Origin of the sequence: Herbaspirillum frisingense, assembly GCF_047325095.1 — a bacterium.
Classification (GTDB): domain Bacteria; phylum Pseudomonadota; class Gammaproteobacteria; order Burkholderiales; family Burkholderiaceae_D; genus Herbaspirillum; species Herbaspirillum frisingense.
In genome coordinates, this window is record NZ_CP168558.1 from 3,215,700 (window position 1) to 3,228,646 (window position 12,947).

Sequence of the window (12,947 nt, forward strand, 5' to 3'; positions counted from 1 at the left end):
AGTTCGCTGATAATCGTCAGCCCGCCAATGCCCGGTAGCTTGCAAACCCGGCAACACACAGCACGATGGAGCCCAGCAGGTGCAGTGCCGAATGGCCGATGGCCCACAGGTAATCGCCCCGCTGCAAGAGGATCATGGCCTCGGCGGAAAACGTGGAAAAAGTGGTCAGGCCACCCAGGAAGCCGGTCACCGCGAACAGGCGCCATTCGGGCGACAAGCCGGGATGCTGCTCGAAATAGGCCACCAGGAAACCGATCACGTAGGCGCCGGTCCAGTTGGCCGCCAGCGTGCCCAGCGGCACGAAGTGGCCGGAGATATTCCACACCACCGAGATGCGCCAGCGCAGCCAGGCGCCCAGCGTCGCTCCGATTCCCACCGCCAGCCATCCCATCCTCATCCCCTTTGCCTGCCCCATCGGGCCTTGTCGTTTCCGGTGTCAGCGCGTCCCTAGCCCCTGCATTTCTTCCCGCAGGCTGCCCAGGCGCTCCAGCGCCTGATGGTCTTCTTCCAGGGTCTTGTCCACGGTCACATGCATCCAGTCTACCCAGGTGCTGATCTTGGCATCCAGGTACTGGCGCGAAGGATACAACGCATACACGCCCATGTTCTGCAGGCGGTGCTGCGGCAGCACGCGCACGATGCTGCCGGTACGCAAGGCATCCACGGCCGAATAGATGGGCAGCACGCCGATGCCCATGCCTTCGCGAATCGCGGTAAGCATGGCTTCGGCCACATTGACCTGGAAATTGCTCTTGATCGCAATGACGGCGCCGCCGTCCGGTCCTTCCAGGACCCATTCGTCCAGCGGCGAGATCGGGCTCACCAGTTGCAGGCAGACGTGATTGAGCAGGTCCGCCGGCTGCTGGGGCGCGCCGTACTTGTCGAGATAAGCCGGCGAAGCACACAGCATGCTGAAGGTGGTCCCGAGCTGTCGGTAAATCAGGCCGGAATCGGGCAACTCCCGCGCCAGCACCAGGGAGACGTCATAACCCTCTTCCAGCATGTCCGGAATACGTTGGGCCAGCGTCAGCTCCACCGCCACGTCCGGATAGCGCTTCTGGTAACCGGAGATGGAGGGAATCACATAGCGCTGGCCGAAACTGGTCATGGCGTGGATGCGCAGCCGGCCCGAGGGGCGGACATAGGCCGCGCCGGCTTCTGCCTCAGCTTCGTCAACGTATGCCATGATCTGCTGACAACGCAGCAGATAGCGCTCGCCCGCCTCGGTCAGGGCAATGCGGCGCGTGGTGCGGTTCAACAGGCGGGTGCGCAGATGGCGCTCCAGATCGGCCACGGCGCGGGAGACATGGGCGGTGGTCAGGGCCATCTGATGGGCCGCCTGCGTAAAGCTGCCGGCCTCGACCACGCGCGCGAAGACGCGCATGTTTTGCAGGGTATCCATCTTGTTCCTATCAATAAGCAGGTGAGGCGCCAGCAGGCGCAACACCGGATGACAGCATTGTTACCCAAAACGGAGCAATCATTATTGCCAAATACGAGATAAAGAATTGCTGAATAGCGGATTTTTTTGGAAATAATTACAAAATAGAATACATAACTTCTGATATTTGCATAATTTCGGGCAATCCCATGACACATATCGCCATCCCCAAGCTGCCGGACCTGAAGGTCGTTGCGCTGGCGCTGACAATCGCAGCGGCCCTGGCCGGTTGCGCCGATCAGGGCGGCATCCAGCCGCAAGCACACGTGCGCGACGTCGCCGCGCTGGACGCCGGCCAGGCCATCCGCCAGGCTGGCAGCGAGGCCGGCTGGCCGCAACGCGCCTGGTGGCAGGTCTATGGCGATACGCAGCTGGACCAACTGGTCAGCCGCGCCGTGGCCGGCAACCCCAGCATGGCGGTGGCCGCCGCCCGCGTGCGCCAGGCGCGCTCGCTGGCCGTGGCCACCCATGCCGGCGAGCTGCCCAGCGCCCAGCTGGATGTGGCGGTCGGCCGCAAGGACTGGTCCGATAACGTCTACTACGGTGCCTCCTTCCGCGACAAGCTGACCTGGAACAACACCGCCACCCTGGGCCTGTCCTACAACGTCGACCTCTGGGATCGCAACAAGAACGCCACCCTGCGTGCCGAGGACGAGATGCATGCCGTGGCGGCCGACGCCCGCGCCGCCCAGCTCGATCTGGAAGGCAATGTGGTGCGTACCTATGTGCAGTTGGCCCTGCAATACGGCCTGCTGGACAACACCGAAGCCATGCTGAAGGAAGAACAGAAGATCCTCGACCTGGCCCATCGTCGTTTCAAGGGTGGCCTCGGCACCCAGCTTGAGATCACCCAGGCCGAAGCCCCGCTGCCGGAAACCCGGCGCCAGATCGAAGCCCTGCAAGAGAGCATCGCCCTGATCCGCAACCAGCTGGCCGCCCTGCTGGGCGCAGGCCCCGGTGCCGCCGACGGCATCAGCCGCCCCACCCTGCAGCTGCAGGCCGCCATCGGCCTGCCCAGCGCACTGCCGGCCGACCTGGTGGGCCGCCGCCCGGACATCAGCGCCGCCCGCTGGCGCGTGGAGGCCGCCGGCAAGGGCATCGCCGTGGCCAAGGCCGCCTTCTACCCCAACATCAACCTGCTGGCCGGCATCGGCCCAGCCGCCGCCGGTGGCGGCTTGTTCTCCTTCCTGTCCGCCCCCAATCTCCAGACCACCTACGGCCCGGCCATCTCCCTGCCCATCTTCGAGGGTGGCCGCCTGCGTGGCCAACTGGGTGCGGCCAGCGCCGGCTATGACATCGAGGTGGAGCACTACAACGCCCTGCTCTCGCAAGCGCTGAAGGGCATTTCCGACCAGGTGGTGACGCTGCAATCGGTGGCCCGCCAGCAAGAGCAGGCACAGCAATCAGTGCAAGCCGCGCAAAAGAACGTGGATATCGCCACCCGTGCCTACCAGCGCGGCCTGACCGATTACCTCAACATCCTGCACGCCCAGACCCAATGGCTGCGCCAGCAGCAGATCGTGCAGCAATTGCAGGCCCAGCGCCTGGCGGCCTATGCCGCACTGCAGACCGCCCTGGGCGGTGGCATGGACAATGGCACTGAGCCTGATGAGCAGGTGGCCGCGCAATGAGCACCCCCGCCACACCCACGCCCACCACACCTGCCCTGTCGCTCAAGGCGCAACTGCACGAGGCTGCCCGCGACTGGTGGCGCAGTGACGCACCGACCTGGGTCTATGTGTTCAAGATGGTCTTCGCTGGCCTGCTGGCGCTGGGCATCGGCTACGGCCTGGACCTGGAGTCGCCGCGCTCGGCGCTGATCACGGTCTTCATTGTCATGCAGCCGCAAAGCGGGATGATCCTGGCCAAGAGCTTCTACCGGGTCATCGGTACCCTGGTCGGCTCGGCGGCCATCGTGGTCTTCGTCGGCCTGTTCGCGCAGACGCCGGAACTGTTCCTGCTGGCCTCGGCCCTGTGGATCGGGCTGTGCACGGTGGGCTCGGCGCACAATCGCAACTTCCGCTCGTATGGCTTCGTGCTGTCCGGCTATACGGTGGCGCTGATCGGTCTGCCGGCCGCGCTGCATCCGGCCATTACCTTCGACTCGGTGATGACACGGGTCTCCGAGATCATGGTCGGCATCGTCTGCGTGGGCCTGGTCAGCGCGCTGGTGTTTCCCCAGGCCAGCGCACCTGGCCTGGTGCGCATCATCCGCGGCCGCTTTACCGCCTTCGTTGACCTGATCAGCGCTACCCTGGGCGGCAGCAACGACCGCAAGCAGCTGGAAGCCACCAATGCCCGCTTCGTGGGCGACATCATCGGCCTGGAAGCCATGCGCAGCTCGGCCATCTTCGAAGACCCGGAAGTGCGCCTGCGCAGCGGCCGCCTGAGCCGCATGAACAGTGAATTCATGGCGCTGTCCACCCGCGTCCACGCGCTGCACCAGCTGATGAACCGGCTGCACGCCAATCCCGCGCCCGGCGCGCAAGTGGTCATCGCCGCCATCTCGCCGTATTTCCGCGAGGTGCAGCCCTTGCTGACCCGCGCCAGCGGCGAACCGGTGATGAGTGCAGTGGATGCCGCCGACGCCGCCCTCAAGCTGGACGCCTTCAAGCGCGAGCTGCCGCGCCGCGTGCGCGCCACCCGTGGCACGCTGGCCGAACAGTGCGACAGCGACAGCGCCATGCTGGATTTCGATACGGCATCTGAACTTCTGTACCGCGTGGTCGAAGAACTGCATGCCTACACCCTGACCTATGCCTCGCTGAACCAGCGCCACCACGAGCGCGAGCAATGGGAGCACTCCTACGCCCCCAAGACCAGCATGACCACGGCATTGATCGCTGGTGCCCGCGCCGCCATCGTGATGCTGTGCCTGGCCGGGTTCTGGATTGCCAGTGGCTGGCCCAGCGGCGACGTGGCCGTGCTCAACGCGGCGGCCTTCTGCGCCATCACCTCGGCCGCCCCCGACCCGGCCAAGGCCACGCGCACGGTCGCCATCGGCGTGCTCTTCGCCGCTGTGGCCGGCTATGTCTACACCTTCCATATCCTGCCGCGCCTGGATGGCTACTGGATGCTGGCCAGCGCGCTCATGCCGGTGCTGATGCTGGCCGTCTGGCTGACCACCAAACCCAAATGGGCAGGTTACGGCCTGGGGATCTGCATCTTCTTTCCCTTCCTGGCGGTACCGGACAACTTCGCCCACTTCAACGCGGCCGGCTACCTGAACGAATCGGTGGCGCTGGTGGTGTCCTTGCTGGTGACGGCCGTGGCCTTCATGCTGCTGCTGCCGCCGACCACCGACTGGACCGTGCGCGTGCTGGAAAAGCAATTGCGCAAGCAGGTGGTGGATGCCTGTTTCGGCAAGCTGGGCCGCCTGGCGCTGAAGTTCGAAAGCGGCACCCGCGACCTGATGCACCAGATCACGATCCTCACCAGCAGTCGCCCGGTCCTGCGCCAGAAGGCGCTGGGCTGGATGTTCGCCACCCTGGAAGTGGGTCACGCCATCATCGAACTGCGTACCGAACTGCACGGCATCCGCACCGAAACCCCGGACCTGCTGCCACCCTCCGCCTACGCCGCACTGAACCGACTGCGTGAAGCCATCCCGGCCTTGTTCGCCCGGCCGTCGGCGGCGACCCTGCAGGCGGCGCTGGACGCCAATGACGCCACCATCGTCGAAGTCCAGATCGCCATCGGCCCGCATTACCGCGAACGCAGCGAACGTCATCGCCTGCAACGTACCCTGAGTTACCTGCACTTCATCCGCACCGCCCTGCTCGATCAGCAATCGCCGCTGCATACCATGCGCGCCGGTGCCAACCCCGCTTCCGGAGAGCGCCATGCCACGTGAGATTTCCTTCTTCGACGCCTACATTCCAACGGTACTGCTGCTGGCCGTGCTGGCCGCCGTCCTGGCCATGGCCGCGGACCGCGTCCTGGTGCGGCTGGGCTTCTACGAACTGACCTGGCACCCGGCGCTGTTCCGCGTGAGCCTGTTCGTCTGCCTGGCGGCCTTGCTGGGGCTGTTCGTGTATCGCTAGCGGACATCGGCCTTACCGCCTTCTGCGCCAAACCCATCACTTCAGAAAAGATAAAGAAACAATCAGGAGTAGTTCACCATGTCGGTCAAATCGATTTTCCGCGTCCTCATCACCTCGGCCATTTTCCTCTTGGCCATCCTGCTCGCCTGGAGCCTGTGGCAGCACTACATGCATTCCCCCTGGACCCGCGACGGCCGGGTGCGCGCCGAAGTGGTCAACGTCGCGCCGGACGTCTCCGGCCAGGTAGTGGCGCTGCCGGTACGTGACAACCAGCTGGTCAAGAAGGGCGACCTGCTGATGGAAATCGACCCGGCCCGCTACACGCTGGCGCTGCAACAGGCCGAGGCCGCCGTCACCGCGCGCAAGGCAGATCTGGATGTGCGCCGTGCCGAGGTCGAGGCACGCCGCGCCGACCTGGCCATGCGCCGTGCCCAGGCCCGCCGCCGGGCCGACGTGGATGCGCTGGTGGTGTCGCGGGAAGCCCGCGAAGATGCCGGCAGCCAGGTTACCGCCTCGCAAGCCCAGTTGGAAGCCGCCCAGGCCCAGCTGCAAGGCGCCCAGGCGCAATACCAGGCGGCCCTGTCGCAGCGCGATACGGCCAGGCTGAACCTGGAGCGCACCAAGGTGTTCTCCCCGGTGGATGGCTATGTGACCAACCTGGCCGTGCGTCGCGGCGACTATGCGGCTGCCGGCGCGGCCAAGATCGCGCTGATCGACAGCCACTCCTTCTGGGTCTATGCCTATTTCGAGGAAACCAAGCTGCCGCTGCTGTCCATCGGTGACCGCGCCAAGATCCAGCTGATCAACGGCGCCACCCTGGAAGGCCATGTCGACAGCATCGCCCGCGGTATCTATGACCGTGACAATCCGCAAAGCCGCGAACTGACCGCCGATGTGAACCCGACCTTCAACTGGGTGCGGCTGGCCCAGCGCATCCCGGTGCGCATCCAGCTCGACAAGGTGCCGGAACATGTACTGCTGGCCTCGGGGCTGACCTGCACGGTGGTCTTGGAGCCGGGGAGCGGCAGGTCGCAGCCGGCAGCGCGCAACTGAACCAGGCTGAGGTAGTGGAAAGGCGGCCCTGATGCAGCATCAGGGCCGCCTTTTTCATGTGCGCTTGCGCGCCACCGCACCCACGCTCATGCCGACCGGCTTGAGCAGCTTGTCGGCGGTGGCCAGCGTGGGACTGGACTCACCGCGTTCGATATCCTGCAAGGTGCGGGCAGATACGCCGCACAGCTTGGCGTATTCGGCAATGGTCAGGCGCAGAGTGGTGCGGATCTTGCGGATCACGGCGGGAATGGGCAAGGCCGGATCGGCGGCCAGTTCATCGAACAGCGCACGCCGTTCTTCCAATTGCTCGATGGCAGTGAGCGGCTTGAAGCGCTTGTCCATTCAAAGCGCCTCCAGCTGGGTACGGACCTGGGCCAGCGTGACGGCCAACGGGTCGAGGAATGGCGCTGCGATGTCCTGCTCGATCGGGCCGGTGAGGGACAAGGCAGGCGGGTCGCGCCAAGCGCCATCCATATGCAATTGCAGAGTGCGGGAAGTCTTCATATACACATTAAACCATCATTAATACCGATTAAAATCAGGCTAAATATGATAGTTAAATGTGTAATTAGAATTTATTCAAGCGACAAACACCTGCCACACCAACCAAACGTTGGCCGCCGAGATCGCCACGAACAGCAGCCACGCCGTGGCACTGACCCACCAGCGGTTGACCAGCTCGCCCATCAGGTCGGCTCGGCTGGTCAGGCGGATCAGCGGATACATGGCAAAGGGTAACTGCAGCGACAGCACCACCTGGCTGGCCACCAGCAGCTTGCCCACCGAATGCGGCCCCAGGGTAAGCACGCCGATCAGGGCCGGTACCAGCGCCAGGGCGCGGGTGATGACGCGGCGCTGCCAGCAGGGAATCTTCAGCTTCAGGAAGCCTTCCATGATGACCTGGCCGGCGATGGTGCCGGTGAAGGTCGAGCTCTGGCCGGACGCGAACAGGCCCACGCCGAACAGGATGGCCGCCATGGCCGAGCCGGTGATGGGGTCCAGCAGATGGTAGGCCTCATCCAGCTCGGCGACCTGGGTATTGCCGCTCTTGTGGAAGGCGGTGGCGGCCAGGATCAGGATGGTGGCGTTGATGACCATGGCGATCAGCAGCGAGACCGTGGTATCGACCCGGGTGTAGCGCACCGCCTCCAGCAGGGAGGCCGGATCGCGCCGCACGCTGCGGGTCTGCACGATGGAAGAATGCAGGTAGAGATTGTGCGGCATCACGGTGGCGCCGATGATGCCGATGGCCAGATACAGCGGCTCGCGGCTGGAGATGGCCTGCAGCGAGGGAACGAAGCCTTGCATCACCTCATGCCAGTCGGCCTTGACGAAGGCCAGTTGTGCCAGCAGGCAGGCGGCGATCGTGATGACCAGTCCAAGGATGATGGCCTCCACCTGGCGGAAGCCCCTGCCCTTCAGTCCCAGCACGATCAGGGTATCGAGCGCGGTCAGCAGCACGCCCGCCGGCAGCGATACGCCCAGCAGCAGGTTGAAGGCCAGCGCGCAGCCCAGCACTTCGGCCAGGTCGCAGGCGATGATGGAGAGTTCGGCCAGCACCCACATGCCCTTGCCCACGGCGGGCGGGTAATGTTCGCGTGAATGCACCGCCAGATCCTTGCCGGTGGCGATGCCCAGGCGCGCGCACAGGCATTGCAGCACGATGGCGGCCAGGCTGGAGAGCATCACCACGAACAGCAGCTGGTAGCCGAACTGCGAACCGGCCTGGATGGACGTGGCCCAGTTGCCTGGGTCCATGTAGCCGATCGACACCAGCAGGCCGGGGCCGACGTAGATGCGCAGCTTTTGCCAGACCGAGGCACCGGCCGGCACAGCGACCGAGCCCGCCACTTCGGACGGGCAGAATGGCGCGGTGGCCGTGGTCGGCAGACCGGGAATGCGCGGCATGCGTGGTAAACGTGGAATTTGAAACTTCAGTGGCAAGACGGTTTCCCCCTGTGATCGCCCTTGGCGGCCGGCGCCGGGATCAAGCTCCCGAGGCAGGACGCCTTATTGTTGTTTCCACTTGCTCAGTGCCGTGTCGTCGCTCTCGCGGGCATCGACCCAGCGGGCGCCGTCCGGCGTCTGTTCCTTCTTCCAGAACGGCGCCTGAGTCTTGAGGTAATCCATGATGAATTCGCAGGCCGCGAAGGCTTCGCCGCGATGGGGCGAGGTGACTGCCACCAGCACGATCTGCTCCAGCGGCTGCATGGGCCCGATGCGATGGATCACCAGCGCATCGAAGATGGGCCAGCGCGCCTTGGCCTGCTCCACGATCTGCTCCAGGGCGCGCTCGGTCATGACCGGATAGTGTTCCAGCTCCATGGCCGAGACGGCCGCGCCCTCGTTGAGATCGCGCACCGTGCCCACGAAGCTCACCACCGCCCCTACGCGGGGATTGGACAGGCGCAGTTGCGCCACTTCGGTGGAGAGATCGAAATCGGCGGTCTGGACGCGGACAGGCATGGCTGGACGGAAAGTGAAAGGCAGGGCTGCGATTCTACCAGCGCCGCCCTGCCCGCGAGCACACGTGGATCAGACGATCAGACGATCAGCCCCCACAGCAGCAGCGTCATGCCCAGGCCGATCACCGAGACCAGGGTCTGGATTACCGACCAGGTCGCCAGGGTCTGCTTGAGGTTCAGGCCAAAGTATTCCTTGACCATCCAGAAGCCGGCGTCATTGACGTGGCAGAAGAACACCGAGCCGGCACCGATGGCCAGGGCCATCAGCGAATTGTGGGTCGCCGACAGGCCAGCCACCAGCGGTGCGACGATGCCGGCGGTGGCGGTGGTGGCGACGGTGGCCGAACCGGTGGCCTGGCGCAGTGCCACGGCGATGATCCAGGCCAGGAGGATCAGCGGCATGTGGGTGCCGGTGGCGATCTTGGTGATGGTGTCGCTGATGCCGGCGGCCAGCAGGGTCTGCTTGAGGCCGCCGCCGGCGCCGATGGTCAGCAGCAGGCCGGCGATGGGCGGCAAGGCGCGGCGCAGCGTGGCACCCACCTCGAAGCGGCTGCTGCCCTGGCCCCAGCCCAGCACCACCACGGCAAAGAGCACCGTGACGGTCAGGGCGATGATGGGTTCGCCGAAGAAGTTGAGCATCTCGAACAACTCGGTCTTGGGCGTGACCCAGATGCGCGCCACGGTACGGCCCAGCATCAGCGCCACCGGCAGCAGGATGGTCACCAGCGAGGCGACGAAGCCCGGCTGCGACTGCCCTTCACGAGCACTGAAGAGCTTGCCGATCTGGTCCGGTTCGGCCAGGTTCAGGCGCGGTGCCAGGAAGTTGCCATACAGCGGGCCAGCAATGATGACCGCCGGAATGGCGACAATGAAGCCCAGCAGCATGGTGGTACCGAGATCGGCACGCAGGGCCGACACAGCAATCAAGGGACCGGGGTGCGGCGGCAAGAGCGCGTGCAGCGTGGTCATGCCGGCCAGCGCGGGAATGGCCACGCGCATGATGGGCAACTGCGAACGGCGTGCCATGACGAAGATGATCGGCGCCATCATCACCAGCCCGACCTCGAAGAACAGCGGCAGGCCGACCACCAGAGCCACCAGGGCCATCATCCAGGGAATGATGCTGCCACGCGCATAGCGCAGCAGGGTATTGACGATGCGGTCGGCCGCGCCGGACTCGGCCATGAGCGCGCCCAGCATGGCGCCCAGGGCGATGATGATGCCGGCCTCGCCCAACAGGCTGCCGGCGCCCTTGCTGAAGGCCTTGGCGATGTCTTCCAGCGGCAGGCCGGCGCCGATACCGGCGATGAAGGTGCCGATGAGGATGGACAGGAAGGGTGCGATGGACAGGAAGCTGATCAGCACCACGATGGCGATCAATGCCGCCAGCGTGACCAGCAGCAACTGCGTGTCCTGGGCCGCCCAGGCGGCCAGTTGGGTCGAAATCAAGATGGTTCCTTCTTAGGTGTGGATGAATGCGCATCGATGGACGATGTCTTTTGTGCACCCCCTCCGCAAACCTGTTTGGCGCAGGCTTGGTCTCCTCCTAAAGAATCCGGATGTCGAATGTCCTGGTGGTTTGCTTAGCTCCGGTCTTGTGTTTTTTGCCAGACGCTGGCCAACCACGGCTGCTGCTCACGCGGCAAACCGTCAGGGCGGTAATAATGCCGCAATTCAACGAATCCTGCTGGCAGCAGGTAACGGCGCCAGCCCTCCAGGCTATGCCAGACGCCATAGCGCGGGCCGCTCCAGCCTTCCAGGTCTTCCCCGCGGGGATTGGAACTGAAGAGGATGCCGCCCGGCTTGAGGCTGGCGTGCAACCAGGCGAGCACGTTCGGCAGTGCAGCCGAAGGCACATGGAACAGCGAGGCATTGGCGAAGATGCCGTCGAAGCGTTGCGGCGGCAGGCCCAGCTGCAGGAAGTCCTGGTGCCAGACCTCGCAGCCACTGGCCGCACGCGCCATCTCGACGAACTCGGCCGTGCCGTCCAGCCCGACGGCGACATGGCCACGCCGGGTGAATTCGATCAGGTCGCGTCCCGGGCCACAGCCGAAGTCCAGAATCGTGAAGGGTCCCTGCCCGGCCTGGCCGGCTCTGGCGTGCAGGGCATCCAGCAAGGCCGCCATGTTCTGGCTGACGTCATGATCCCAGGTGCCCTCGCGGAAGCTCTCGGCATTGCTGCTGTAGTGCGCAATGGTGCCGACCGAGGGATCGCGGCGGGTGCTCATGTCAGCCACCGGTGACCGGCGGGAAGAAGGCCACTTCGCCGCCCTCGGCAATCTCGGTATCGGCCTCGGTCATGTCATGGTCGTAGGCCATGCGCAGGTTCTTTTCCGGTCCCAGCACCTCGGCCCAGATGCCGCCCCGCCCCATCAGGAAGGCGCGCACGTCGCCGACGGTCTTGACGCTGTCCGGCAGCTCGATGATTTCCTGCGAGGTCTGCAGGGCTTCGCGCACGCTGGCGAAGAAACGGAGTTCGATTTTCATGAAGGGAAATTCCTTGGTGGTTCAGTTGAGCAGGTGATCGAAGGCCAGGAACTGCACCATGTCGCCGGCGGCGATGGTCTGTCCGGGCGGGTTGTCGATCAGGCCGTCGGCCCAGGCGGTCGAGGTCAGCACGGCCGAGCCCTGACTGGGGAAGAGATCCAGGCCGCCCTGGGCATTGCGACGCACGCGCAGGAATTCCTGGCGGCGGTCGGCGCGGGGCCAGTCGAAGTCAGCACGCATGCTCACTGCCTGCGGCAACACGGCAGCGCGTGGCAGGCCCTGCAGACGCAGCAGGAAAGGTCGTACGAACAGCAGGAAGGTGACGAAGGAAGAGACAGGATTACCGGGCAAGCCCATGAAGAACGCTTCACCCGCGCCCTCTTCCCCGCGCCGCACCTGACCGAAGGCCAGGGGCTTGCCGGGCTTCATGGCGATCTGCCACATGTTGATGCGCCCTTCCGCTTCCACGGCCGGCTTCACGTGGTCTTCCTCGCCCACGGAAACGCCACCGCTCGTGATGATGAGGTCATGCTCGCGGGCGGCTTCGCGCAGGGTCTGGCGGGTGGCGGCAAGGTTGTCGGGGACGATGCCGTAGTCGCTGACGGCGCAACCCAGTTTTTGCAGCAGGCCACGCAGGAGGAAGCGGTTGGAGTTGTAGATGGCACCGGGCTTGAGGGGCTCGCCGGGCATGGTCAGTTCGTCGCCGGTAAAGAACACCGCCACCCGTACCCGGCGCAGCACCTCCAGTTCGGCCTGGCCGACCGAAGCCGCCAGCCCCAGTTCCTGTGGGCGCAGGCGGGTGCCGGCGTCGAGGATGGTGCTGCCCTGGCGGATGTCTTCGCCGATATAGCGCACCCATTCGCCGCTGGTCGGCACATGGCGGATCACGACGTGGTCACCGTCCACCTCGCAGGCTTCCTGCATGACGATGGCGTCTGCGCCCTCGGGCAGCATGGCGCCGGTGAAGATGCGAGCGGCCGTGCCAGCTTCCAGCGGCTGGCCGACGTGACCGGCGGGAATGCGCTGCGACACCCGCAGGCGCGCCTGGCCGGAGGCGCAATCGGCGGCGCGCACGGCATAGCCGTCCATCTGCGAATTGTCCATGCCAGGCACGTTGATGTGGGCCTGCACGGGGGCGGCCAGCACGCGGTCGCAAGCGTCCAGGGTGGCGATGGTCTGGCTGCCGGTGACCGGCACGGCCGCATCGAGCAGGGTGTCGAGTGCCTGGGCGACACTTTGCATGGGCGCGCGGGCGGGCTTGGCCGGGGAGTCTGGAATGGGAGCGGGCGTGGATTGCATGGCGGGCCTGAGGGATGGAATGCGGGAGTTGCGTTGTTTTCTGGTCAATTCCGGTCAACACAGCGACCCGACATTCTAATGCAATCACCGCCCCTCTGCGGCCCATGAAAAACGCCGCCCGGGCCGATGGCGCGGACGGCGTGATCGGGCAGAACCGAC

At 65.3% G+C, this 12,947-nt stretch carries 14 protein-coding genes; 4 read left to right on the forward strand and 10 right to left on the reverse strand.

Features of this window, described 5'->3' with window-relative positions; all coding sequences use genetic code 11:
* Positions 1 to 16: 16 nt before the first annotated feature.
* On the reverse strand, positions 17 to 391 hold the full coding sequence (gene crcB / locus ACEOAC_RS14760; protein ID WP_413445418.1) for a fluoride efflux transporter CrcB: 375 nt from the start codon (positions 389 to 391) through the stop codon (positions 17 to 19).
* A gap of 45 nt (positions 392 to 436) precedes the next feature.
* A complete protein-coding gene (locus ACEOAC_RS14765; protein WP_006462611.1) occupies positions 437 to 1,402 on the reverse strand; it encodes a LysR family transcriptional regulator in 966 nt (321 codons plus the stop codon).
* Between the two features lie 188 nt (positions 1,403 to 1,590).
* Here ACEOAC_RS14765 and ACEOAC_RS14770 point away from each other — a divergent pair, with 188 nt between their 5' ends.
* The 4 genes from ACEOAC_RS14770 (at position 1,591) to ACEOAC_RS14785 (ending at position 6,537) form a co-directional block, all read left to right on the forward strand.
* The gene (locus tag ACEOAC_RS14770; RefSeq protein WP_413628431.1) at positions 1,591 to 3,072 is read left to right on the forward strand and encodes an efflux transporter outer membrane subunit; all 1,482 of its coding nucleotides are present in this window, start codon (positions 1,591 to 1,593) and stop codon (positions 3,070 to 3,072) included.
* On the forward strand, positions 3,069 to 5,294 hold the full coding sequence (locus ACEOAC_RS14775) for an FUSC family protein (protein WP_413628432.1): 2,226 nt from the start codon (positions 3,069 to 3,071) through the stop codon (positions 5,292 to 5,294). The genes ACEOAC_RS14770 and ACEOAC_RS14775 overlap by 4 nt, the downstream gene beginning before the upstream one ends.
* The gene (locus ACEOAC_RS14780; protein ID WP_077237077.1) at positions 5,284 to 5,484 is read left to right on the forward strand and encodes a DUF1656 domain-containing protein; all 201 of its coding nucleotides are present in this window, start codon (positions 5,284 to 5,286) and stop codon (positions 5,482 to 5,484) included. The genes ACEOAC_RS14775 and ACEOAC_RS14780 overlap by 11 nt, the downstream gene beginning before the upstream one ends.
* Positions 5,485 to 5,562: 78 nt before the next feature.
* On the forward strand, positions 5,563 to 6,537 hold the full coding sequence (locus tag ACEOAC_RS14785) for an HlyD family secretion protein (protein WP_234296448.1): 975 nt from the start codon (positions 5,563 to 5,565) through the stop codon (positions 6,535 to 6,537).
* 54 nt (positions 6,538 to 6,591) lie between these two features.
* Here ACEOAC_RS14785 and ACEOAC_RS14790 read toward each other — a convergent pair whose 3' ends face one another.
* From ACEOAC_RS14790 to glp, 8 genes are all read right to left on the reverse strand, one after another.
* Entirely contained in the window at positions 6,592 to 6,879 is a 288-nt protein-coding gene (locus ACEOAC_RS14790) for a helix-turn-helix transcriptional regulator (protein WP_006462616.1), read from the reverse strand.
* Positions 6,880 to 7,011 carry a hypothetical protein gene (locus ACEOAC_RS14795; protein WP_413445575.1) on the reverse strand — a complete coding sequence of 44 codons (132 nt, stop codon included), beginning with the start codon at positions 7,009 to 7,011 and terminating at the stop codon, positions 6,880 to 6,882.
* Positions 7,012 to 7,116: 105 nt separating this feature from the next.
* Complete coding sequence (locus tag ACEOAC_RS14800) at positions 7,117 to 8,445, reverse strand: Nramp family divalent metal transporter (RefSeq protein ID WP_413445576.1); 1,329 nt, start codon at positions 8,443 to 8,445, stop codon at positions 7,117 to 7,119.
* 102 nt (positions 8,446 to 8,547) lie between these two features.
* Positions 8,548 to 9,003 (reverse strand): molybdopterin synthase catalytic subunit MoaE, encoded by a 456-nt coding sequence (gene moaE, locus ACEOAC_RS14805; protein ID WP_234296446.1) that lies wholly within the window; start codon positions 9,001 to 9,003, stop codon positions 8,548 to 8,550.
* 77 nt (positions 9,004 to 9,080) lie between these two features.
* Entirely contained in the window at positions 9,081 to 10,451 is a 1,371-nt protein-coding gene (locus ACEOAC_RS14810) for a gluconate:H+ symporter (RefSeq protein WP_006462620.1), read from the reverse strand.
* A gap of 134 nt (positions 10,452 to 10,585) precedes the next feature.
* Positions 10,586 to 11,230 (reverse strand): class I SAM-dependent methyltransferase, encoded by a 645-nt coding sequence (locus ACEOAC_RS14815; protein ID WP_413445658.1) that lies wholly within the window; start codon positions 11,228 to 11,230, stop codon positions 10,586 to 10,588.
* A 1-nt stretch (position 11,231) separates the two neighbouring features.
* On the reverse strand, positions 11,232 to 11,489 hold the full coding sequence (moaD, locus tag ACEOAC_RS14820) for a molybdopterin converting factor subunit 1 (protein ID WP_006462622.1): 258 nt from the start codon (positions 11,487 to 11,489) through the stop codon (positions 11,232 to 11,234).
* 21 nt (positions 11,490 to 11,510) lie between these two features.
* Entirely contained in the window at positions 11,511 to 12,788 is a 1,278-nt protein-coding gene (gene glp, locus ACEOAC_RS14825) for a gephyrin-like molybdotransferase Glp (RefSeq protein ID WP_413628433.1), read from the reverse strand.
* Positions 12,789 to 12,947 lie beyond the last annotated feature (159 nt).